Annotated in this window: 21 protein-coding genes; 3 read left to right on the forward strand and 18 right to left on the reverse strand. The window is 64.0% G+C overall.

What is annotated here, in order from left to right; all coding sequences use genetic code 11:
- Positions 1 to 20: 20 nt before the first annotated feature.
- The 17 genes from KUL25_RS19690 to KUL25_RS19770 form a co-directional block, all read right to left on the reverse strand.
- A complete protein-coding gene (locus KUL25_RS19690; protein WP_257894442.1) occupies positions 21 to 1,826 on the reverse strand; it encodes a patatin-like phospholipase family protein in 1,806 nt (601 codons plus the stop codon).
- 109 nt (positions 1,827 to 1,935) lie between these two features.
- A complete protein-coding gene (locus tag KUL25_RS19695; protein WP_257894443.1) occupies positions 1,936 to 2,610 on the reverse strand; it encodes a DUF938 domain-containing protein in 675 nt (224 codons plus the stop codon).
- Entirely contained in the window at positions 2,610 to 3,059 is a 450-nt protein-coding gene (locus tag KUL25_RS19700) for a hypothetical protein (protein ID WP_257894444.1), read from the reverse strand. Before KUL25_RS19700 ends, KUL25_RS19695 begins: the two co-directional genes overlap by 1 nt.
- The gene (locus KUL25_RS19705; protein WP_257894445.1) at positions 3,056 to 3,511 is read right to left on the reverse strand and encodes a hypothetical protein; all 456 of its coding nucleotides are present in this window, start codon (positions 3,509 to 3,511) and stop codon (positions 3,056 to 3,058) included. Before KUL25_RS19705 ends, KUL25_RS19700 begins: the two co-directional genes overlap by 4 nt.
- A gap of 158 nt (positions 3,512 to 3,669) precedes the next feature.
- Positions 3,670 to 4,743: an NAD(P)/FAD-dependent oxidoreductase gene (locus KUL25_RS19710; protein WP_257894446.1), complete on the reverse strand. Its 1,074-nt coding sequence runs from the start codon at positions 4,741 to 4,743 to the stop codon at positions 3,670 to 3,672.
- 281 nt (positions 4,744 to 5,024) lie between these two features.
- Positions 5,025 to 6,104: a BMP family ABC transporter substrate-binding protein gene (locus KUL25_RS19715; protein ID WP_257894447.1), complete on the reverse strand. Its 1,080-nt coding sequence runs from the start codon at positions 6,102 to 6,104 to the stop codon at positions 5,025 to 5,027.
- Complete coding sequence (locus KUL25_RS19720) at positions 6,101 to 6,850, reverse strand: ion transporter (protein WP_257894448.1); 750 nt, start codon at positions 6,848 to 6,850, stop codon at positions 6,101 to 6,103. The genes KUL25_RS19715 and KUL25_RS19720 overlap by 4 nt, the downstream gene beginning before the upstream one ends.
- A 4-nt stretch (positions 6,851 to 6,854) precedes the next feature.
- On the reverse strand, positions 6,855 to 7,778 hold the full coding sequence (locus KUL25_RS19725) for an ABC transporter permease (protein WP_257894449.1): 924 nt from the start codon (positions 7,776 to 7,778) through the stop codon (positions 6,855 to 6,857).
- Entirely contained in the window at positions 7,775 to 8,113 is a 339-nt protein-coding gene (locus KUL25_RS19730) for a hypothetical protein (RefSeq protein ID WP_257894450.1), read from the reverse strand. Before KUL25_RS19730 ends, KUL25_RS19725 begins: the two co-directional genes overlap by 4 nt.
- Complete coding sequence (locus tag KUL25_RS19735; RefSeq protein ID WP_257894451.1) at positions 8,110 to 9,195, reverse strand: ABC transporter permease; 1,086 nt, start codon at positions 9,193 to 9,195, stop codon at positions 8,110 to 8,112. The genes KUL25_RS19730 and KUL25_RS19735 overlap by 4 nt, the downstream gene beginning before the upstream one ends.
- The gene (locus KUL25_RS19740) at positions 9,192 to 10,721 is read right to left on the reverse strand and encodes an ABC transporter ATP-binding protein (protein WP_257894452.1); all 1,530 of its coding nucleotides are present in this window, start codon (positions 10,719 to 10,721) and stop codon (positions 9,192 to 9,194) included. The genes KUL25_RS19735 and KUL25_RS19740 overlap by 4 nt, the downstream gene beginning before the upstream one ends.
- Positions 10,718 to 11,476: a xanthine dehydrogenase accessory protein XdhC gene (xdhC, locus tag KUL25_RS19745; RefSeq protein WP_257894453.1), complete on the reverse strand. Its 759-nt coding sequence runs from the start codon at positions 11,474 to 11,476 to the stop codon at positions 10,718 to 10,720. The genes KUL25_RS19740 and xdhC overlap by 4 nt, the downstream gene beginning before the upstream one ends.
- Positions 11,473 to 13,911: a xanthine dehydrogenase molybdopterin binding subunit gene (xdhB, locus tag KUL25_RS19750; RefSeq protein ID WP_257894454.1), complete on the reverse strand. Its 2,439-nt coding sequence runs from the start codon at positions 13,909 to 13,911 to the stop codon at positions 11,473 to 11,475. The genes xdhC and xdhB overlap by 4 nt, the downstream gene beginning before the upstream one ends.
- Positions 13,908 to 15,350 (reverse strand): xanthine dehydrogenase small subunit, encoded by a 1,443-nt coding sequence (gene xdhA / locus KUL25_RS19755; RefSeq protein ID WP_257894455.1) that lies wholly within the window; start codon positions 15,348 to 15,350, stop codon positions 13,908 to 13,910. The genes xdhB and xdhA overlap by 4 nt, the downstream gene beginning before the upstream one ends.
- 140 nt (positions 15,351 to 15,490) lie before the next feature.
- Positions 15,491 to 15,976, reverse strand: a complete 486-nt coding sequence (locus tag KUL25_RS19760; RefSeq protein WP_257894456.1) for an SRPBCC family protein — start codon at positions 15,974 to 15,976, stop codon at positions 15,491 to 15,493.
- Positions 15,973 to 16,428, reverse strand: coding sequence for an SRPBCC family protein (locus KUL25_RS19765; RefSeq protein ID WP_257894457.1), 456 nt, complete (start codon positions 16,426 to 16,428; stop codon positions 15,973 to 15,975). The genes KUL25_RS19760 and KUL25_RS19765 overlap by 4 nt, the downstream gene beginning before the upstream one ends.
- Positions 16,425 to 16,745 carry an ArsR/SmtB family transcription factor gene (locus tag KUL25_RS19770; protein ID WP_257894458.1) on the reverse strand — a complete coding sequence of 107 codons (321 nt, stop codon included), beginning with the start codon at positions 16,743 to 16,745 and terminating at the stop codon, positions 16,425 to 16,427. Before KUL25_RS19770 ends, KUL25_RS19765 begins: the two co-directional genes overlap by 4 nt.
- 117 nt (positions 16,746 to 16,862) lie before the next feature.
- Between KUL25_RS19770 and dnaE the strand changes: the two genes are divergently transcribed.
- Together dnaE and KUL25_RS19780 are read left to right on the forward strand one after the other, a co-directional pair.
- The gene (dnaE, locus tag KUL25_RS19775; RefSeq protein WP_257894459.1) at positions 16,863 to 20,396 is read left to right on the forward strand and encodes a DNA polymerase III subunit alpha; all 3,534 of its coding nucleotides are present in this window, start codon (positions 16,863 to 16,865) and stop codon (positions 20,394 to 20,396) included.
- Positions 20,397 to 20,676: 280 nt separating this feature from the next.
- The gene (locus KUL25_RS19780) at positions 20,677 to 21,372 is read left to right on the forward strand and encodes a VPLPA-CTERM sorting domain-containing protein (protein ID WP_257894460.1); all 696 of its coding nucleotides are present in this window, start codon (positions 20,677 to 20,679) and stop codon (positions 21,370 to 21,372) included.
- 97 nt (positions 21,373 to 21,469) lie between these two features.
- Here the strand turns inward: KUL25_RS19780 and KUL25_RS19785 are convergent, their stop codons facing one another.
- Positions 21,470 to 21,898: a hypothetical protein gene (locus KUL25_RS19785; RefSeq protein ID WP_257894461.1), complete on the reverse strand. Its 429-nt coding sequence runs from the start codon at positions 21,896 to 21,898 to the stop codon at positions 21,470 to 21,472.
- A gap of 172 nt (positions 21,899 to 22,070) precedes the next feature.
- On the opposite strand from KUL25_RS19785, the gene KUL25_RS19790 reads away from it, so the two are divergent.
- Positions 22,071 to 23,294, forward strand: a complete 1,224-nt coding sequence (locus tag KUL25_RS19790) for an MFS transporter (RefSeq protein ID WP_257894462.1) — start codon at positions 22,071 to 22,073, stop codon at positions 23,292 to 23,294.
- Positions 23,295 to 23,360: the final 66 nt, after the last annotated feature.

Here is a 23,360-nt window from a genome sequence, read left to right on the forward strand (position 1 = left end):
TGCCCACGGCTGGCGGGTGCTTAGGCTTGCGTCTGAGCGGCGGTGCGCAGCGCGGCCATGGCCTCTGCCGAGTCGCTGTCTTGAGCCGTGAAGACCTCGAGCGCGTGTTTATAGGCCATCTCGTAGAACAATTTGTGCTGCCCCCAGGCGAGGAAGCCCGCCCCCTTGAGGCCGGGGGGGCGGATCATCAGATCGTTGGGGGCAAGGTTGGACAACATGTCGGACTGGCCCACCAGAAGCGAGCGCATGACCGTCGAGATCACGCCGGGCACCCGAGGGGGCGTCTTGGCGAAGGGGTTCAGGGTCTGGCGCAAAAGCTGCCCGCGGCCGGGCAGGCTGGCGTAGTCCACATGGACAATCTTGTTGGTGGCCTTCTGGACGTTGACCACTACGTTGGGGCCGGACTTCATCCCATGCATCGTGCGGAAAGGCATATTGTCGATGCAGCCGCCATCCACCAGCATCCGCCCGTTACGGGCAAAGAATGGGGGCAAGACGCCCGGAATGGCAGAGGAGGCGCGGATCGCCTCCCAAAGGGGGCCGCGAGTGATCACGGTCTTGTCCATTGCCGACAGATCGGCGGCAACAGCGTAGTAGGGCATCCACAGGTCTTCGATGGGTTCTTCGCCGAAATGCTCCTGAAGGGCAGCGTCGAGGACCTTGTGATCGAGGAAGGCGAACTTGGGCACGGTGATCTTGCGCATCGCGCCGGAGCGCACAAAGATCTGCTCGACGCGGGGGCCTATTTCTTCGGCGGGGACCCCCAGTGCAATGGCGCCCCCCATGGCGGACCCCACCGATGTGCCGCCGACAATGTCGACCGGCAGGCCCAGTTCGTTCATCGCGCGGTAGACGCCGACATGGGCCACCCCGAATGCACCGCCGCCCGACAGGACAAGGCCCACGGCGCGGCCCGCAAGGAAACGGCCCAAACGGGCAATGTCGCCGCCATCGCCGGTCAGCGCCACGTGGTGGTGCAAAAACACGGGCCGCGTATCCAGCCACCGCCCGGTGCCCGGGGCCTTCTGCATCCTGTGCGGATGCAACAAAACGAGGCGACGTTGCGATTCTGGCAGGATCTGGAGCGCGAAAGCCTCCAACTCGGAGGGATCCTGGTAGTGGACGGCCTGTGCCACGATCACCGCCTGGTCGGCCTGCTTCAGGGCCGCTTTCGACCAATCGCTGGCGTCGGGGTTGGCCACGAACAGAACCGTCTGTGCATTTTGTTCCTGCGCGTTGAGCCAGGCGATGGACGCGGGGCTCGTGGGGTCGGCCCGCGCGCCCATGGCTTCAATGAAGGCGGCCTCGGTGACGAGGGCGACCGAGTGGTGGGCTTCCATCGCGGCGCGCAGGTCGGGCACGAAGCGTTCCGGCAGGGGGGCATTCGCGGCGGGCAGGATGCAGAAGGTGCGCGCGGGCGGGCGGCCCGGATCGGGGATCACGCGGGCGGAGGTCTTGGCGAGACGGTCGGCCAACTCGGCGGCCATGGCTTGGGGCAACCCGTCGACCTCGGCGCAGAGCGCGTCATAGGCGGGGCGGTCGATGCGGTAGACAATGCTGTCGCGCGCGGCCACGACATCCGCCGTGCGGGTGGAACCCGTCAGAAACGCGATCTCACCAATGACAGAGCCTGCGCCGATTTCCGCCAGATCCACGCCGTCGCGTTCCACCCGAAAGCGGCCCGAGAACACGAGGTACATCGCCTCGGCGGGCGAGCCGGCAGTGATCAACTTGTGGCCGCGCTCGACCGGCGTTTGCGACAACCGCGCAAAGGCGGGCCCTTGTAACAGATCAAACAGGCCTTCGGGCGCAAAATCGCTTTGCATCAATCGTCTTTCCGGTCGTCTCGTCAGGGGTAAGGTCGCGCGCAGGCGCGGTCCGGGAATTTAACGATACTAAACACGGGATTAGAAAAAAGCGAAACGTGTCTTTACGTTACGTCGTTCGTGGCGGTTTCCCGGCCGTCAGCAGCAGATTGTTGGCGGGCATGTCCTGTGGCGTGGCTGGTTCCAGCCCGGCACGCCGCCACTGATCCAGCACCCAAGTGACATCCTTGTAGCCCGCGCCGGGGTTTTCCACCCGGATGCGGGCATCGAATGCCGCGTCGCCTTCGGACGTGGTTTTGCCATCGCGCAGGAACGGCCCATAGACGACAGCGCGCCCGCCGGGGCGCAGGGCGTGCGCCATTTCCGTCAGGCAGGTCCGTGCCGCTTCCTTGGGCACGAGGTGCAAAAGGTTGGCGAGGCAGATCAAGGCATAGGGGTCGTGCTGCGCGGCCCAACCGGGGGCGCAGGCATCGAGGTCCTGGGGCGGGGCAATGTTGGGCGACGGTTCTGCCGCGATCCATGCCGAGATCGACGCGCGCCGCACTGGGTCCGGGTCCGTAGGGTGCCACTGCAATCCCGGCATCGCAGGGGCGTAGCGGATGACGTGCTGCCCGGTGCCCGAGGCGATTTCCAGGGCGCGGCCCGAGGGGGGCGCGACCTGGGACAGAGCCGCCGTCAACGCATCGCGATTGCGCAGGGCGGCGGGCGCATTCAGCCGCCCATCGTCATACGAGGGCGCGCTGGCATAGGCAGAGGGTTCACCGGCGGCTTGATGCGGGGCCATCAGCCGTCCTGCATGAGGATCTGCAACGCACCGGTAGAGGACATATGTGTCATGAAGGCCTCCATCATGCCGCAGTCCGCGACGATTTCGGCGGCTTGCGCGTCGCTGAGCCCCTCGGGGTTGTCGATATCGGCGCTGCCATTCATCACCTCTTCCGGGGTGATCGTGTCCAGTTGCGCTTCCATCGAGGCGACCATGGCCTCCATGGCGGGCTCGCCGACTTCGGCCACGAAGCCGTCGTACATGCAGGTATAAGCCGCGCGCAGGCCGTCAGACCACTCGGCCGAGGGCATGTTGCCTTCCAGCGCGGGGGTCTGGGCCACCATGGTGTCGAACATCATGCCGTTGATGGTGACCGCGACGGCCTCCAACCGCTCGAACGTGGACTGCGCGGCGGCGGGCGGGGCGACAGACAGGAACGCTGTCGCAAGAAGTGTGCTGCGGATCATTGGCTTTGCAACGCCTGCATGGCGCCGGATTCCGCGAGGCGCTGCATTTGCAACTCCAGAAGGCCGCATTCGGTATTGATCTGCTGCACTTGCGCCGGGGTCAGGCCCTCGGGCACGCCAGCGCTGAACGTGCCGTCCAGAAGGTCCGAGGGGCGGGCGCTGGCGATGGCGGTCTCGAATTCGACCAGCATGGCTTCGACCCCGGCTTCTCCGACGGCGCGTTCGTAGTCACGCAGTGCGCAACGGCCCGCGCGCCGCTCGGGGCGTCCCCAATCGGCGGACGGCAGAATGCCTTGCAGCACCGGATACTGGGCCGCGAGGCCCTCGTAGGTGAGTGTTGTCATCTGCTCGCTCAACGCTTCGAAGCGGTCAAGTTGCGATTGGGCAGCAGCGGCGAAGGGCAGGCTGATCAGGGCGCAGGCAAGGCCGGCACGCAAGAAGGGTCGGGGCATAAATCTCTCCGAATAACGTTTTGTCTAAGAATAGGGGTCTTCCGGGCGAGTTCCAAGTTCCGGGTTTCCCGACCTGTACGATCACCATGGTGCTGACGCGGGACCTTGGGGCGCAAAGTGCCGGTTTTGCACGGGGTTTGGCGCACACGGCATTTTGATCAGAAGCGCGCGGGAGAGAGGGCCGCGATGGTCGCCGCGTCCAGCACGCAGGACGCGCCCGAAACGAGGTCCGCCAGCAGTTGGCTGGCGGCGGGAGCGGTCTGGAAGCCGTAGCCGCCCTGGCCCGCGGACCAAAGGAAGGTGGGGTCTTGCGCGTCTGGCCCGATGACGAGGCAGCGATCCGGCGCGAAGGTGCGCAGGCCCGCCCAGGTCGCGGTGACGCGGGTCACTTCCTCGGTCACGAAGGGCTGGTAGCGGGCAATGCCCTTGGCCAGCACCATGTCATCGGCGAAGGCATCGTGGGGCGTGGTGGGGTCTTCCTCGGCGGGGGACACCAACCAGGCACCGGCGTCGGGCTTGGCGTACCAGCTTTCACCGGGGGCCATCAGCATCGGCCAGGTGCTGACGTCATGCCCGCCCGGGGCGGGCATCCGCGCCATGGAGCGGCGCATTGGGGTGAGGCCCAGGGGCGCGATGTTGGCAAGGGTGGCGATCTGGTCGGCCCAAGCGCCGGCCGCGTTCACGATATGGCGGGCGTGGTGCGTTTGGGTCGGGGTTGTGACGTCCCAACCGAGGGCGGTGCGGGTGATCGCGGTGACCCTTTCGCCCGCGTGCACGGCCCCGTTCGCCCGGATCTGACGGGCGAAATGCTGCACCATGCGGTCGGTGTCGATATCGAACGCGTCCTCATGGTGGGCGGCGCGGTTGATGTGGGAGGTATCGAGGATCGGCACGATTGCTTTCGCGTCGGCGACCGGGATCTCGGTCAGGTCCATGGTGGCGATGTCATGGGCCATTGCGTCGTCATCGCCGGGACCCGCAAGCAGCAGGAGGCCCCGGGGCGACAGCAGCCCGCCATCCAGGGTGTTGTGGTCTTGGGCGGAGGCCTTGTTGAGCGCAACCGTGACAGGATGGCCGTAGTTCGCCTCGTATAGGGCGGCAGAGCGCCCTGAGGTGTGGTACGCGAGCGCGGGTTCGGCCTCCAGCAAACACACGGTGCCGAGGGCCGCGAGACGGGCGCCCGCAGAGGTGCCCGCAATGCCGCCGCCGATGATCAGGAAATCGTAGGTCATGGGGAAGGGGTCGCATGGGCGGGGGGCTTGGGCAAGGGGGGGCGTGGTCAGTGGGGGCATGGCCAGTGGGAGGCATGGAGTGTGGGGGCATGGCAGGTGGTTCCGGGCAGCGCTTCGTTTCAGCGGATCCTGCGGGTGGTGAGGGCGGGTGAGTTGTATTTGGCAAGATGAAAGAAGGAGCGGTGCGCAGCGCGGCGGCCGGGTGCGGCGGTTCGTGCGCCGCGAATGGGAAAGGCCCGCCGGGTGGGGCGGGCCTTGTGAGGATTCGCGGGGAAGCGAGATCAGTTGGGGATTTCGCCGGTGATGCCTTCAACGTAGAAATCCATGCCAGCCAGCGTGCCATCGTCGGCCACTTCGCCGTCGGCCAGCCATGCGGTGCCATCCTGGCGGTTGATCGGGCCGGTGAACGGGTGGTATTCGCCCGCCGCAATCGCATCGATCATCGCTTGGGCCGACGCCTGGACTTCGGCCGGGATCGCCTCGGTCATTTCGCCAATGGCGACCATGCCTTCTGCGATACCTTCCCAGGTATCGGATTGCGTCCAGGTGCCTTCCATCGCCTCGCCGACGCGGCGGATGTAGTAGGGCGCCCAATCATCGATGATCGAGGACACGCGCGGACGGGGCGCGAACTGGAACATGTCGGATGCTTGGCCGAACGACAGGATCCCGGCCTCTTGCGCGGCGGCTTGCGGCGCGGTCGAGTCGGTATGTTGCATCAGCACATCGGCGCCTGCGTCGATCAGCGCCTGGGCAGCATCGCCTTCGACAGCCGGGTCGAACCAGGTGTAGGCCCACACGACGCGGAATTCGATGTCGGGGTTCACTTCGCGCGCGTGAAGGTAGGCGGAGTTGATGCCGCGAATGACCTCGGGGATCGGGTAGGAGGCGATGTAGCCCACGATGTTGGTTTCGGTCAGATGGCCTGCGATGTGACCAATGACGGCGCGGCCTTCGTAGAAGCGGGCCGAGTAGGTGGAGACGTTGTCATGCTCGCGCAGGTAGCCGGTCGCGTGTTCAAAATAGACGTCCGGGAACTGGCCCGCGACGGCGTTCGTCGCCTCGCCGTAGCCGAAAGACGTCGTGAACACCATGTCGGCGCCGCCAAGGACCATCGTGGTGATCGCGCGCTCTGCGTCGGCACCTTCCGGCACAGATTCGAGGAACACGGTCTCGACCGCATCGCCATAGTGCTCTTCCACGGCCAGGCGCGCCTGATCATGTTCATAGGTCCAGCCGTAATCACCGGGCGTGCCGATGTAGATGAAGCCGACCTGAAACGGGTCGTCTTGCGCCATGGCGGCACCGGCAAGGCCTGTGGCCAGCGCCACGCCGGCCAGTAGTGAGGTTGTCAGTTTCATAGGTCATCCCCTGTTGTTGGAGTCTCGGTTGCGGTTTCTGGTGTGTCCGTGGGGCTGGCCTCGGTCAAGGCCGCCGTCACAAGGCCTGCGGGCACGGCGATGATGCCGATGCCGATCAGCATGACGAGGCCGGTGAAGATTCGCCCCCCTGCCGTAATCGGATAGACGTCGCCGTAGCCAACGGTGGTGAAGGTCGCAATCGCCCACCACAGGCTTTCCGGGATCGAGGAGAAGCCATCGGGTTGGGCCTCATGCTCGAAATGGTAGATGCCCACGGCCGCCAGATAGAGCGCCACGCAGGCAATGAAGAAGAAGATCGCAAATTCCGTTTTCGCGCGGTCCAGCGCGCGGGTGATACGGTCCAGCGCACGATTGGCCTTGAACAGCTTCAGCAGCCGCAGGATGCGCAGCAGGCGGATGGCGCGGATGGTGGCGAAATCCGGCAGCAGGAAGATCAATGCGGGCACGATGGCAAGGAAATCGATGATGCCCCAGAAGCTGAACGCATATTTCAGGGGCTTTTCCGAGCAGGTCAGGCGCAAGACATATTCGACGACAAACAGGCTCAGGATCACGATCTCGGCGATGACGAGCGCCGTGTTCACTCTGGGCGGGAGGTCCGGTAACGTTTCGAGCGCGATCACAACGGCGGAGGCGCAGATCAGGGCGTAAATCCCAAGCGCCACGCCACGGCCCCAGCGCGGGTGCGTGCCGTCCAGAATGCCGATGATGTCCGTGCGTTTCATCGTCTTAACCGCTCGCATGGAAGGTCTTGCCGAGGGAGGCAGGGGCGTTGATGGCGGCTTTCGCCCGGTCCGAGGACATCACGACCAGAACGATGATCGTCACAAGGTAGGGCGAGGCGTCCAGAAGGGCGACGGGCACGGGCACCTCTGCCGCCTGCAGGCGCAGTTGCAGCGCCGCGATGCCGCCGAAAAGCCAGGCGCCGAACAGCACGCGCCCCGACTTCCACGCCGCGAACACCACCAGCGCCAGGGCGATCCAGCCTGCGCCGGCCGTCATGCCCTGTACCCAATTCTCGACGTAGACAATCGACAGGAAGGCCCCACCGAGACCCGCCATCGCCCCGCCGAAGACAATCGCGGCGCAGCGGATGCGGATCACCTTGTAACCCAGCGCATGGGCCGCGTCGTGGCTTTCCCCCACGGCGCGGATGATCAGGCCCGTGCGGGTATGCTTCAGCACGTATGCAATCGCGAAAACGGCGGCCACGGCCAGGTAGGTGACAAGATCATGGCCCAAAAGGATGGGGCCGATGACGGGCATCTCGCGCAGGGCTTCGGGCAGGGGTTTGGCCACATCGGGGATCGGCTGGCCTTCGTACCCCACGCCCAGAAGGGCAGCGAGGCCGAGGCCGAAGAGGGTGAGCGCAAGGCCTGTGGCGACCTGGTTGGACATCAGGAATTGCGTGAGGAAGGCGAAGATCAGCGACAGCGCCGCGCCGCCCGCCATGCCCGCAATGAACGCCAGCGTGGGCGAGCCGGTGTTGTGCGCCACGATGAAGCCACAGACCGCGCCCATGATCATCATCCCCTCGACGCCCAGGTTCAGGACGCCGGATTTCTCGACCACCAATTCCCCAAGCGCGGCCAGCAGGACGGGGGTGGAAATGGTGATAAGGGCCACGATGAGGGTGACGGGATCAATTATCATCGGCCAGCTCCGAACACGATGCCTGCCCACAGGAACACGAAGGCTGCCAACGCCCCCACACTTGCGCCGAGGGAAAGGGCGTGGTGCCGCGCCCAGGAAGATCGAGGCGGTGGCGGATCATTGCGGCGGCGCCATTTTGCGAAGCGGTCGGCACCGAGGATCACGGCAAGCTGGACTAGCAGAAAAGGCAGACCGAGAAGCAAGATCATCCACCCGAAATCGAACAGGACGAACCATAACACGAGGACGCCCATGAAGCCGTAGAACAGCGCAAGGGCCATGCTCAGGGCGGTCCAGACCATGTCTTTACACTCGAATGGTCGATAGGTGCTCATGCCACGCGCTCCCGTCCGATGCGCAGGCGGTAGTTCGACAGCACGTCAAGCGCCAGAAGGAAGAACAGGAGCATGCCCTGGAACGCCTGGATGGCGGGGGCGGGGACTTGCAGGAGCAGTTGCGCCAGCTCTCCGCCAATATACGTGAGCGCCATCAACAGGCCCGCAAACAAGATGCCGATGGGGTGGAGGCGGCCAAGGAAGGCCACGATGATCGCGGTAAAGCCGTAGCCGACGTTGAAATCGATGGTGATCTGAGCGGCAGGGCCTGTGGCCTCGAACACGCCAGCAACGCCCGCCAGCGCGCCCGAGACGCCAAGGCAGAGCAGCACCATGCGCGCCGGGCTGACTCCCGAGAAGCGCGCGGCACGGGGCGCTTGGCCTGCCAGCTTGATCTGGTAGCCGAGCAGGTGTTTTTGGAACAGGACGTAGGCCGCGATGACGGCGATCAGGGCGGCAACAACACCAAGGTGGATGCCGGTGCCGTCCCAGATCTCGGGGTTGTTGGTGCCCGCGTGGCGCGCCAGGTTGCGCGAGCCGGGGAAGCCCTGACCATCAGGATTACGCAGCCAATTGGTCGCCGCAGAGGCCAGAATGGCCTCGGCCACGTAGACCAACAGCAGCGACACGAGGATTTCGTTGGTGTTGGCTTTGATCTTCAGGATTGCGGGGATCATCGCCCATAGCATGCCGCCCGCAAGCGCCGCTACGATCATGCCGGGGAAGATCAGCGGATGCTCGGACGGCCAGAAGGCAAGGCCGAACGCGGCACCGCAAAGCGCGCCGATGATGTACTGTCCTTCGGCCCCGATGTTCCAGATGCCCGCGCGAAATCCCAGCGACAGGCCAATGGCGATCAGGATCAGCGGTCCGGCTTTTACCAGCAGTTGTGGGCGAGAGAAGGCAGCGAAGCGTTCGTGGAACAGGGGATCCCAGAAGATCACGCGTATGACCTCCAACGGGTCCTGGCCGAGGGCCGCGAACATGAGGCCCCCTGCGATCATCGTGAGGATCACGGCGATAAGCGGGGTGGACAGGGACCAGAACCGCGACGGAGTGGGGCGTTTTTCGAGGCGGATCATATGTGGGCCTCGGGGCTTGCATCTTTCATCCCGTGGGCCCCGCCAAGCATCAGGCCGATGTCTTCCATGGAGAGGCCGCGCGCGGGGCAGGGATCGCTGAGGCGGCCTTCGTTCAGGGCGCAGAAACGGTCAGAGATTTCCAGCAGTTCGTCGAGGTCCTGGGAAATCACGATGACACCGGCACCGCCCTCGGCCAGGTTGAGCAGCGCCTGGCGGATGTCGGCGGCGGCGGAGGCATCGACGCCCCATGTGGGCTGGTTCACGACAAGGATCTTCGGGTCCTGAAGGATCTCGCGCCCGATGACGAATTTCTGCAGGTTCCCACCCGAGAGTGCCCGGGCAGCGACGTGATTTCCGGGGGTGCGGACGTCGAATTGCGCAATGATGTCATCGGCGAAGGCGCGCGCCCTGGGCCAGTTGATGAAGCCTTTCGCGGCAAGTCCCTTGCGGGCCTGCCCGGTGAGCACGGCGTTTTCCGTCAGCGACATGTCGGGGGCGGCGGCGTGGCCCAACCGCTCTTCCGGGGCCGAAAGCAGGCCACTGGCGCGACGCGCGTTTGGCCCCTCTGCGCTGATGTCGCGGCCCAGGTACGTCAACGTGCCGGGCGGGGTTGTCCGTTCGCCGGACAAAACGGCCAGCAACTCATCCTGACCATTTCCCGCCACGCCGCCGATGCCCAGGACTTCACCGGCGCGCACCGCCAGCGACACTTCCTTGAGTGAGGTACCGAAAGGGTTCGTAGCGGTCTGGCTGAGAGCGTTCAGCGACAGCAGCGCCTCGCCGGGTTCGGTCGCCGCGCGGGCGGGCACGGCCAGGGATTTGCCCACCATCATCTCGGCCATTTGCGCGGCAGAGGTCTGTTTCGGATCACATTCGCCTACTTTCTTGCCTAGGCGCAGGATCGTGGCGGCATCGCAGAGCGCGCGGATTTCTTCCAGCTTGTGCGAGATATAGAGGATCGCCGTGCCTTCGGCGCTGAGTTTGCGCAGCGTGTGAAACAGGATTTCGACCTCCTGCGGGGTGAGGACGCTGGTCGGCTCGTCCATGATCAGAAGCTTGGGGTCCTGTAGGAGGCAGCGGATGATCTCCACCCTCTGCCGTTCCCCGGCAGAAAGGTTGCCCACAAGGCTTATCGGATCCAGCGGCAAGCCGTAGGCGGTGCTGACCTCGGTGATGCGCGCGCTGAGATCGCGGGGTTTGGGCGGGTTCTCCATCCCGAGTGCAATGTTTTCGGCAACGGTGAGGGCTTCGAACAGTGAGAAATGCTGAAACACCATGGCGACGCCCGAGGTGCGCGCGGCGCGCGGCTCGGCCGGGGTGTAGGGCGCGCCGTTCAGCGCCATGGTGCCGCTGTCGGGGGTGACGAGGCCGTAGATCATCTTGACAAGCGTGGACTTGCCCGCGCCGTTTTCGCCCAGAAGCGCGTGGACTTCACCGGGCTGAATCGCGAAGGACACGTCGTCATTCGCGATGACGCCGGGATAGGCCTTGGTCAGCCCCCGGATGTCGAGCAGCGCTGTTGTCATGTCCCCCCGGGCGCAGTTTGTGCTGATTCTAGCAGCATCTGCCCACCAAGTAGCCGTGCGGCCACGCCAATCGCAATGGCTTGGGGATGTTTGCCAAGACTTGGGTCGCCAATTGGACACATGATGCGTGAAATTTGGGCGTCTGAGTGGCCAAGCTGCCGGAGTCGCTTGCGAAAGCGCGCCCATTTGGTGGCGGAGCCAATGACGCCTGCCGTGGCGAAGTCGTGCGCAAGCGCGGCGTGGCAGAGCGCGAGGTCGATGTCGTGGGAGTAGGTGGCAATCAAATGGTGCGCGTTGGACGGCGCGTGGGGCATCAGGCGCGGCGGATCGGCGGCGACGGCCTTGTGTATGGTGCTGGGGATATCCTGTGGAAAACGATCCGGCGCCGTGTCGACCCACGTCAGGGCGAAGCCGGGAAGAGGGAAGAGGCTGTGGACAAGAGCGCGCCCCACATGGCCCGCCCCCCAGATCCAGAGGGCGGTCTTTTCTGTTTCAGCACAACGCGCTGCAGGCTGGAATTCAAGTGTTACGGCGCCGCCGCAGCACTGGCCGAGAGCCGGGCCGAGGGGGAAAACGTGGCGCGCATGGGTCGGGCCGCCGTCCAGCATGGCGCGGGCGAGGCGCATCGCCTCCCATTCCAGCGCGCCGCCCCCGATGGTGCCTTCGATCCGGTCGCCATGGACCAGCATCGAGGTGCCCTCGTTGCGCGGGGCAGAGCCTTTGACCTCTGCGATCGTGACACGAATGGGCGTCATGCGCGTGCGCGGCCCACGGCAGCGAGGATGGCTTCTGGCGTGGCGGGGGCTTGCAGGTCTGGGAAGTTCGCCCCAGCGCTGGCGCAGGCGTGGGAGAGGGCGGAAAAGACGCTGATGCCAAGCATGAAGGGCGGCTCGCCCACCGCCTTGGAGCGGTAGATCGTGTCCTCTCGGTTTGCCGCATCGTAAAGCGAGACGTTGAAGATATCGGGCGCATCGGAGGCGCAGGGGATCTTGTAAGTCGACGGCGCGTGGGTCTTGAGGGCGCCTTTGGCATCCCAGACCAATTCTTCCATGGTCAACCATCCGGCGCCCTGGACGAAGCCGCCTTCGATCTGGCCGATATCGAGCGCAGGGTTGAGAGACGCGCCCGCGTCATGGAGAATATCGGTGCGCAGGATACGGTTCTCGCCGGTCAGGGTGTCGATGACGACCTCGGAACAGGCGGCGCCATACGCGAAGTAGAGGAAGGGACGGCCTTGGCCCTTGAGGCGGTCCCAGGCGATTTTGGGGGTCTTGTAGAAGCCGGTCGCAGAAAGGGAAATCCGCGCCATATAGGCGCGCTGCACGGCCTCATCAAACGGCATTTCGGCGGTGGGCGACCGAACCAAGCCGTCCTCGAAGGTGATGTCCGCAGGCTCCGCGTGCAGTTCGGCCGCCACCCCCTCTGCGATCCGTTTACGGATCTTATCGCAGGCGGCTTGCACCGCCATCCCGTTGAGGTCGGTTCCGGACGACGCAGCGGTGGCCGAGGTGTTGGGCACCTTGCCGGTATCCGTTGCAGTGATCTTCACACGCTCTGGCGCCACGCCAAAGCGGTGCGCGGCCACTTGCGCGACCTTCTGGAAAAGGCCCTGGCCCATCTCTGTGCCGCCGTGGTTGAGGTGGATCGAGCCGTCTTGGTAGACATGTACCAACGCGCCCGCCTGGTTCAGATGGGTCAGCGTGAAAGAGATGCCGAACTTCACCGGCGTCAGCGCGATGCCGCGCTTGAGCACCGGTTCGCGTGCGTTCCAATCGTCCACGCGGGCGACGCGGGCCGTGTAATCACATTGCTCTGCCAAACGCTCGGTCATCTCGTTCAGGAGGAAATCTTCCACCTCCATCCCATAGGGCGTCGTATTGGGCGTTTGCCCCCCCGCAACGGGCGAATGGGCCCCGCCAAATCGTTTCGCGCCCCCTTCGCTGGTCACACGCACCGCGCCACGTCCCTTTAGATCCGCCGTCTCCAGCCGTGCTCCCTTCATCTTGCCAGAAAAACTCCCGCCGGAGGCTCGGCCCTCGGTCAAGGGCGCCTCCCGGTAATAATTCAAGCGCCGCAGCGCCAGGGGCTCTATCCCCAACTGATGGGCGGCGTGATCCATCACCCGCTCGATCCCGACCATGCCTTGGGGGCCGCCAAAGCCACGAAAGGCGGTGGCGGACTGCGTGTTGGTTTTCCAGCGGTGAGAGGTGATCCGGGCGGCAGGCAACAGATACGCGTTGTCGGCATGGAGCATGGCGCGATCGGCAACGGGTAGCGACAGGTCCATCGCCCACCCGCAGCGGATGTGCTGGGTGAAATCGACGCCAACCAGGCGCCCGTCGGCATCGAAACCCGCGCGGTAATCGATTGTCGCATCGTGGCGCTTGCCGGTGATGATGAAATCATCATCGCGATCATAGCGCATCTTGCAGGGCCGCCCGGTCTGCGCGGCGATGATGGCACAGGCAATGGCCAGATGGTTGCCTTGGCTTTCCTTGCCGCCGAACCCTCCGCCCATGCGGCGCACCTCCACGCGGACCGCGTGCATCGGCAGGCCAAGGGCATCGGCCACCTTGTGCTGGATCTCGGTCGGGTGCTGGGACGAGGAGTGGATGACCATGTCGCCGCCTTCTTGCGGCAGGGCGAGAGCGGATTGCCCCTCAAGATAAAAATGCTCCTGCCCGCCGATGTCGAGGCGGCCCTCGACCACATGAGTGGCAATGCGCAGGGCCTCGTCCACGTCGCCCTTGGAATAAATGCGCGGCCCGTCCTCGAACCGGCTATTGGCAGCCTGAGCCTCTTCGATGGTCAGGATCGGTGTCTCATCCTGAAAGATAGGCTGCGCCAGGGCAGCCGCGCGGCGGGCCTCCAGATGGCTGCGCGCGGCAACCAAGAACAGGGGCTGTCCCGCGTAGTGGATCGTGCCGTCCGACAGAAGCGGTTCGTCATGGTTGGACGGAGAACAATCGGGGATCTGCGCCAGGTCCGCCCCCGTCACAACTGCGAAGACGCCAGCGGATGAGCGGGTGGCGCGCAGGTCCATGTCCGTGACATGGCCCTTGGCAACCGTCGACAAGCCGAAGGCCAGATGCAGGCAATCGGGCGGGGTCGGAATATCGTCCACGTAGCGCGCGGCGCCTGTGACGTGCAGGCGCGCGGCGTCGTGGGGGAGGGGTTTGTGCACGCTCATGGCTGCACCTCCAGAACGTTGGTGGCTTGGCCCGACATCTCGGCCACATAACGCAGGAGCATGTTCCGGGCGGCCTCCAACCGATAAACGCTGGACGCGCGCATATCCGAGAGCGGGGCGAAGTCCTGGGCGAAAGCAGGCAGCGCCGCACGTGCGGACGCTTCCGAGAAATCCGCGCCCAAAAGTGCCTTCTCCACAGCCGTTGCCCGCTTCGGCGTGCCCGCCATGCCACCAAAGGCGATGCGGGCGGTCTTGATCATGCCGCCCTCCACTGAGAGGTTGAATGCCCCGCAGACGGCCGAGATGTCCTGATCGAACCGTTTCGACAGTTTGTAGACGCGCAGCGTGTCGGACTGCGCAGGAAGGCTGACGGCCTCGACGAACTCACCGGGCGCAAGATCCTGTTTGCCGTAGCTGAGGAAGAACTCCTCCAGCGGTAAATCGCGGCGGGCATCGCCGTGGCGCAGGTGCAGGGTGGCCCCGAGGGCGATGAGAGCGGGAGGGTTGTCGCCGATGGGCGAGCCGTTGGCGATGTTGCCGCCGATCGTCGCGGCGTTGCGGACCTGGACTGAACCATAGCGGCGGATCATCTCGGCATAGCTGGGGTGGCGCGGGGCCATGGCGGTAAGAACATCGGTCATATTGGTCATCGCGCCGATGCGGATGGTTTCCTGATCCGCATCAATGCCCTTCAAATCGCTGCATTGGTTCAGGAATGCGACCTCGCCCAGGTCGCGGTGCTGCTTGGTGACCCAAAGGCCCACGTCCGTGGCGCCGGCGATCAGCGTGGCGTCGGGATGGGCGGCGTACCATGCGGCCAGTGCGTCGGAGTCGGTGGGTATGAAGGGGGAGGAGTCCTTGTTGGAAGAAAGGGGGGACGCTGTCCCCCGTCCTTCGGACTCCCCCTGGGATATTTCTGGAACAGGGAAGAAGTGAGAGGCGATAGCGGCGGCGTCGGTTTTCATATGGGGCGGGATGGGCGCCGTGGAAGCGGCGCGCGCGGCGCGCAGGATCGGGGCGTAGCCCGTGCAGCGGCAGAGGTTGCCAGCGATCTGGTCTTCATGATCCGTGGCACCGTTCAGGTGCGCGGTCGCCATAGAGGCGATGAAGCCGGGCGTGCAGAAGCCACATTGGCTGCCGTGATGTTCGACCATGGCCTGTTGCACGGGGTGCAGGGTGCCATCGGGGGCGGCGATACCTTCGACCGTGCGCACCGCACGGCCTTCGAGTTGCGGCAGAAACAGGATGCAGGCGTTCAGCGACCGGGCGGTGCCGTCAGCATCCGTCACCATGACGGTGCAGGCACCGCAGTCGCCTTCATTGCAGCCCTCTTTGGTACCGGTCAGTCGCGCATCTTCGCGCAGCCAGTCCAGAAGCGTGCGTGTTGGCGCCGCCTCCACCGTCTGCGGCTCTCCGTTCAGAAGGAACCGGGTTGTCATATGGCAATGCCCACCGCGTTACTGGAGCTTTGGGGTGGTCGTCCGGCCCTCGATGCGGCGTAGAGGGCGGGCCCGGTTTGTCTGACCTGCGCGCTAGGACAAACCATTTGCCGTCAATAATCAAGCAATGTTCTTGCCCGTCACAGGCCTTGGGCGGTGACGTCGAGTTGCGCGGCGGCGGTGCCCCATCCGTCCTCGAAGCCCATCGCTTGGTGTTGGGCGCGGGCCTCGGACGTCGCGTGACGCACCACAACCCGGTACGCGGTGCCAGTGCCACTTGGGGAAAGCGTGACGGTCGCCGTCATGAAGCCGCCCCCGGTGGGGCGAAAGTTTTCGGACAGCGCGTCGGTGAAGGACAGGCTTCGGCCTTCCTCAAGTGTCAGAAAGCAGCCCTCGGACGGCATGTCTTCGCCATCGGGGCCTTGCATGCGGGTGAAGAAGCGTCCGCCGGGACGGGGGTCGATCACGGCCTCGGCACAACGCCAAGGGGGTGGCGTGAACCAGCGACACAACACGTCCGCATCGGTCCAGCAGCGCCAGACCTTGGCGGGCGGCGCGGTGAGGGTGCGGTCGAGGACAAGGTCGAGGTCTGGGCGAAAATCCGTGGGCAGGTTGGGCGATGTCACGTCGTGACGCCTTCGATGTGACGGGCGAGGTTTTCCAACGCGTGGGTCCAACCGCCTTCGACCTCGGGCAATACTTCCTGGCCCGCAAAGCTGGCAACGAAGATCGTAACGTCCAGGTCGGTGGTCGTGCCTGTCGCAGCCAGATCGAAGATCGCCAGAGACGTCGCGAAAGCCGCGCCCTCGGCCTCCAGCGTCTCGGCGTAGGAGATGCGGTTGGGCGTGATCTCGACCCAGTCGGTGCGCACGGTGACATAGGGGTTGTCCGCTGGCCAGCAGGTGGAAATCTCGCGGACACCGGGGGCGGGGGCAGGCTGGTCCTTGATCAGCACGACCATGTCGGCATCCGGAGTGCCCCAAACCATGCGCGCCTCGGGGCTGGTCAGGGCGGTCGCCACTCGGGCCGGGTCGGCGGGCAGTTTGCGCGTGAATGTGAGCGTCTTGGTGTCAGTCATGGGGTGTCCTTTTGCAGGTAGGCTTCAAGCCGGTCCAGTTTCGCAGTCCAGATGGTTCTTTGCTGGTCAATCCAGGTGTCTGCGGCCTCCAGCGCCTCGGGATGGAGGGTGCAGATCCGGGTGCGACCGACTTTGCGGGAGGTCACGAGGCCCGCACGCTCCAATTGTGCCAAATGCTTGAGGAAGCTGGGAAGCGCCATGGCATGGGGGTGTGCGAGCGCTTTGACGGGCGCCTCGCCCTCGCAGAGTTGAGCGATGACGGCACGCCTGGTGGGGTCGGCGAGGGCTGCGAAGAGGTGGTCTAGATGGTTAGCCATAGGGATAAGTAACATGGGGTGTAGCCAAAAGATAGCCGTTTGGCTAAGTTTATTTATCCACAAGATCAGGTGGTGGAGCGCTGGCGCGCCGCTAGGGGGTGCGGTAGCGTTGTCGCCATGACCGAAGCACCCAAGTTCATCCACCTGCGCCTCCATACCGAATACTCGTTGCTGGAAGGCGCGATGAAGGTGAAGAAAATGCCCGGTATGGTGGCCGACGCAGGCATGCCCGCCGTCGCCGTGACCGACACCAACAACATGTTTTGCGCGCTCGAATTCTCGGAAATGGCGAAGAAAGCGGGGGTACAGCCCATCATTGGCTGCCAGATCGATGTTGAGTACGAGGTCGCCGCCCCCGGAGAGAAGCCGCGCCCGCCCGCCGCCATCGTGCTATTGGCCCAGAATCGCAAGGGCTATGAGAACCTGATGAAGCTGAACTCCGCGCTGTACCTGCGCGGCGACGGCTCTGTCCCCCATGTGACCTTGCCAGAACTGACAGAGCATGCCGACGGCCTGATCTGCCTGTCCGGTGGCCCCGACGGACCTGTCGGCCAGCATCTGCGCGCGGCGCAATTGCCGAAGGCAGAGGCGATGTTGAAGACGTTGTCGGCGATCTATCCGGACCGTCTATATGTGGAATTGCAACGTCACCCCGGCGAAAACGGCCTGCCAGAAGCAGAAAAACTGACGGAGCGCGGCCATGTGGAGTTGGCTTACGCGCTGGGTTTGCCGCTGGTTGCCACTAACGATGTGTATTTTCCGAAGTCCGAGATCTACGAGGCCCACGACGCGATGCTTTGCGTCGCCCAAGGCGCCTACGTCGACCAGTCCGAGCCGCGCCGTCGCCTGACGCCGCAGCACTATTTCAAGTCGCCCGAAGAGATGGCCGCCCTGTTCGCGGACCTGCCGGAGGCCTTGGAAAACACGATAGAAATCGCACAGCGCTGCGCGTTCCGGGCGGAAATGCACGACCCGATTCTGCCGAAGTTCGCCGACGACGAGGTGTCCGAACTGCGCCGCATGGCCAATGAGGGCTTGCAGGAGCGCCTGCGCGTGATCCCGCATGCAGCATCGGTAGAGGAATACCAGGCGCGGCTCGATTTCGAGTTGGAGATCATCGAAGGCATGGGGTTTCCCGGCTACTTCCTGATCGTGGCCGACTTCATTCAATGGTCCAAAGATCAGGCGATCCCGGTGGGTCCTGGGCGGGGCTCGGGTGCCGGATCGCTGGTGGCCTATGCGCTGACCATTACCGACCTTGATCCCCTGCGCTATTCCCTGCTGTTTGAACGCTTCCTGAACCCTGAACGTGTCTCGATGCCCGATTTCGACATCGACTTCTGCATGGATCGCCGGGAAGAGGTGATCCGTTATGTGCAGGAGAAATATGGCCGTGACCGGGTGGGGCAGATCATCACCTTCGGCGCGTTGCTTTCAAAGGCCGCCGTGCGTGACGTGGGCCGGGTGTTGCAGATGCCGTTCGGGCAGGTGGACCGGTTGTCGAAGATGATCCCGGTGGAGGGCGTGAAGCCCGTGAGCATCGCCCAAGCCATCAAGGATGAGCCGCGCTTCATCGAGGAAATGCGCGAGTCCGAGCAGGATAAGCGCGATGGCCGCGTGAACCCGACGCGTCGTCTGATGGATTATGCCGAGAAGATCGAGGGGCTCTTGCGCAACGCCTCCACCCACGCGGCGGGTGTGGTGATCGGGGACCGTCCGCTGGACGAGTTGGTGCCGCTGTATCGCGACCCACGCTCGGACATGCCCGCGACGCAGTTCAACATGAAATGGGTGGAGCCTGCCGGGCTGGTGAAGTTCGACTTTCTGGGCCTTAAGACCCTGACGGTGATTCAGAACGCGATTGACTTGATCCACGCCTCGGGTCGTCAGTTGCACGAAGGGCCAGACGGGACACGGCTTTATGAGCCGCCCGAGGGGGCGGAAAACCAGATCAACTTGATCCCGCTGGACGACAAGGCGTCCTACGACCTTTACGCCAGTGCCAAGACGGTCGCGGTGTTCCAGGTGGAATCCAGCGGCATGATGGATGCGCTCCGGCGCATGAAGCCCGACTGTATCGAGGATATCATCGCGCTGGTTGCGCTCTATCGCCCCGGCCCGATGGAGAACATCCCGAAGTTCTGCGAGGTGAAGAACGGGCTGTCAAAGCGCGACACGCTGCACCCTACTGTGGACCACCTGCTGGATGAGACGCAGGGCATCATCGTCTATCAGGAACAGGTGATGCAGATCGCACAGGAAATGGCGGGATACTCCCTTGGCGGGGCCGACATGCTGCGCCGCGCCATGGGCAAGAAGATCCAGGAAGCGATGGACGCGGAGCGGCCGAAGTTCCTGAAGGGGGCCGCTGAAAACGGTGTGGATGAGTCCAAGGCGCTGGAGACCTGGGCGCTTCTGGACAAGTTCGCCAACTACGGTTTCAACAAGTCCCACGCCGCCGCCTACGCCGTGGTGTCCTACCAAACGGCATGGCTCAAGGCCAACCACCCCGTGGAATTCATGGCCGCCGTGATGAACTGCGACATCCATCTGACCGACAAACTCGCCGTCTACAAGCAAGAGGTCGACCGGATGGGGATCGAGACTGTTGCGCCTTGCGTTAACCGGTCGGCGGCGACGTTCACGGTGGAAGATGGCAAGATCCTCTATGCCTTGGGGGCGCTCAAGAACGTGGGCGTCGAGGCGATGAAGATGATCGTGGAGGGGCGCAAAACCGATCAGGGGGTGAAGCCCTACGCGACGCTATTTGATCTGGCGCGTCGGGTGGACCTGAAGCGTGTTGGCAAGCGGTCCTTGGAAATGCTGTGCCGCGCAGGGGCGTTCGATGCGCTGGACCGCAACCGCCGCCGCATCCTCGACAGCCTTGACGGGCTGACCGCCTATTCCGCCGCGATCCATGATCAGGCGAACTCCAATCAGGTGTCGCTGTTTGGTGATGCGGGCGAGGATTTGCCCGAGCCGCGCCTGAGTGCCGCCCCGGATTGGTTGCCCAACGAACGGCTTGCCGCCGAACACCAAGCGGTGGGCTTCTACTTCTCGGGCCACCCGCTGGACGACTACATGCCTGCCTTGAAACGCCGCAAGGTGATGACCTTGAAAGAGGTGGAGGACCGGGTGCAGCAAGGCCCCTTCGTGGCCAAGATGGCAGGCGCCGTCTCCGTCAAGCAAGAGCGCAAGTCGCAGAAGGGCAACCGCTTTGCCTTCGTGTCGCTGAGCGACCCAACGGGCCTCTACGAGATCACGATTTTCTCGGACACACTGGAGGCGTCCCGCGAATTCCTGGAGACCGGCAACAACGTGATCATCCAGGCCGAGGCGACGCTGGAGGCGGATCAACTGAAGTTACTGGGCCGCTCCATCCAACCGGTCGATGGCGCGATTGCGGGCGAAGCCAACGGCCTGCGGGTCTTCATCGAGGACGAGGCGGGCATCGTGTCCGTGGAATCCCTGATGGAGCGTACGGCTGCGGAGGGGGCGAAAGCCGCCAAAGGTCCGATCCATCTGTGCCTGATAGCCCCCGATCTGCCGGGGGAGGTGGAGGTGATCCTGGGCGAGAACTTCCCGGTGTCACCCCAGATCAAGGGGGCCTTGCGGTCGTTGGAAGGCGTGGTGATGGTGGAGGAGGTTTGAAGCGTTAGGACTAAGAACGCACGCGCTATAACCTCTGTCTAAAGACCGTCTAAGCAAGTCGATGGAATCAGCTTCTCCTACTCGAAGGGTCTCGCGCCCGAAGATATTCACGGAACCGTGACCACCTGACCTATCCTTTTGGACAGGTTTTGAGCCCATTGACGGGGACAGTCTGTTTCTTTCCGGGCGAGGCGGTTGACGATGTAAAACGTCATAATTTAAAGAGAATTGTATGTATTTATTTGGCACCAATGTTTTGGTGTCTATCTGGGGATAACCAATGTTTAAGCAATTCTTTGCGGTAGCAGCGCTTGCAACGCTGCCAATGGCCGCCCAAGCGACGACGCTTGATTTTGATGGGCCTAACGATACCGCGATTTTCTCGGGACCCAATGTGCTTGTAGGCTACATCGTAGGCGATCGCGAATTCTCTTTCTCGCAAATTACGACAAGTGGCCAGGTATCCAGCGGTGCGAACTTGTTCGACTCGCTGGCATGCACCAACAACACCACTCCTTTGGTCGCCGCTTGTGGCGGCAACGACGACGGCGATCTGGTACCGCAGGTTCAGGGCGAAAACGGCGTCTACGGCAATATCCTGATCCGCCAGCAAGCTTCGGCCACGCTGGATGACGATGCCGCCGGTAATGGCAGTTTGTTGATGACACTGACGTCCGGCCCGGCCTTCACGTTGGAGGGGTTCTCGGCCATCGACGGGTCGATCATTTCGCTGTTCCACAACAACGTTCAGTTTTTCGGGCCTGTGAATGATCGGGGCAACCGCGAGACGGCACAGTACAATACGCTATCGGTTTCGCCGATCTTCAACGTGGGTGACACGCTTCGGGTCCAACTGCTCGGGTCCGGCGGCGTCGACTCTTTCCAGCTTGCGGCAATTCCCCTGCCCGCCGGTGGTTTGCTGCTTGCGGCAGCCTTTGGTGGTCTGGCGTTCGTGCGGCGTCGCAAGACCGCTTGATCGCATCGTTTCATGATCTGTCGGTGCGTCTGGCTGATCGACCAACAAAGAAGGCCCCGCAAACCAGCGGGGCCTTCTTTGTTGATCGCGTCTCTGTTTACTGCAACGTCGGTGCCTGAGGCTCCCATGCCTCGAACCGGATGATGCCAGCCTCGGTTTGCGGTGCGGCGGCGAAGGCGGCGGCGACCACGTCGGCGGCCGCGCAGGAGAACCATTCGACGCCTTGGGTATTCGTCAGCGACACGCAGATGCCGGGGTAGACGGCGTCGATCTCGCCGGAGAACAGCGACCAGGTGGCGAAGAAGTCAGCGCCCTCGGTCAGCAGGTTGCAGACCTCGACCAGACGGCCGCCACCGTCCCAGGCGTATTGGGTCGACGTTTCGATGTCACCAATTTCAGGGGCCGGCACGACAAGCGCGTCGGCGGCGTAGCCACCGCCCGAGCAATCGGGCTCGGCCATTGCGGGGGCCGCAAGGCAAAGGGCAAGGGGAAGGGCGAAGGCGGGGGTAATGCGTTTGATTTTCATGGGCGCTTTTTGAGCGCGGCATTCGTTCCGTGTCAATTCTCGATTTCGGGCCGCGTGCTTCGGGCCGGAAACCTGCCGAGACGTTTTGCCCCTAGCGGGGTCGAGGGTGGCCGTTTTCAAGGGGATAGGAATTGCAGTTTCCCCGCCCGTGCGGGCGCTCTAGGGTCGCGCCATGACTGGATCAAGCATCCTTGATACCCGCGCGTCCTGGGGACGCTTGGCGCTGGCGCTGCTGGTGTCGCTGATCGGCAATGCGGGGATGTGGGCGATCATCCTGATCCTGCCTGATGTGCAGGCCGAGTTCGAGGTGGGGCGCGCGAGCGCGTCTTTGCCTTACACCGTCACGATGATCGGCTTTGCGCTGGGGAATTTCCTGATCGGGCGGGCGGTGGACCGCTACGGCTTGGCATGGTCGCTGGCGGGTTCGGCCGTGCTGATGGGCGTGGGCTATGGGACCGCATTCTTGGCGCCGTCCCTGGCGCTTCTGGCCTTGGCGCAGTTCTTCATCGGCTTCGGGTCGGCGGCCAGTTTCGGGCCGCTGATCGCCGATGTCTCGCAGTGGTTCTTGAAGCGACGGGGTCTGGCGGTCGCGATTGCGGCGTCGGGGAACTACCTTTCTGGGGCGCTCTGGCCAATGCTGCTGGCGGGCACGCTGGCGGCGGACGGGTGGCGCGCGAGCTATGTTATCCTGGCCGTGAGTTGCCTCGTGGTGATGTTGCCCGCCACCTGGCTACTGCGCCGCCGCCTGCCCGAAAGCGCGATGGCGATGTCGGAAGCGGCGGCTGCGGCGCGTGCAAGGACCACCGGGCTGAGCCCAAGGGCGTTGACGGCGCTGCTGGCGGTGGCGGGTATCGGGTGCTGCGTGGCGATGGCGATGCCGCAGGTTCATATCGTCGCCTATTGCGTCGACCTTGGGTACGGGCCGGCGGTGGGGGCCGAGATGCTGTCGCTGATGCTGTTGTTTGGTGTCGCGTCCCGGCTGGTGTCCGGCGTGATGGCCGACAAATTGGGCGGTGTGGCGACACTGTTGATTGGCTCTACCCTGCAAATGCTGGCGCTGTTTCTCTACCTGCCGACCTCAGGGCTGACGTCGCTGTACCTGGTGTCGATGATCTTCGGGCTCAGCCAGGGCGGTATCGTGCCTTCCTATGCGGTGATCGTGCGGGAATATCTTCCGGCGCGGGAGGCCGGCGCAAGGGTCGGGTTCGTGATCATGTCGACGATTGTCGGTATGGCCGTCGGGGGATGGCTTTCGGGCGTCATTTATGACGTCACGGGGTCGTATCAATGGGCGTTCCTGAACGGAATTGCCTTCAATGCGCTTAACGTGGCGGTGATGATCTACATCCTGACACGATCTCGGCCACGCGCGCCTGCAATGCCTGCACCAGCCTAGGCGGCCGCGCAAAAACTCTTGCAAGAGTTTTGACAATCCCTTGCGAGGGATTGGACAGATCCTTGC

This window comes from Gymnodinialimonas phycosphaerae (genome assembly GCF_019195455.1).
Classification (GTDB): Bacteria; Pseudomonadota; Alphaproteobacteria; order Rhodobacterales; family Rhodobacteraceae; genus Gymnodinialimonas; species Gymnodinialimonas phycosphaerae.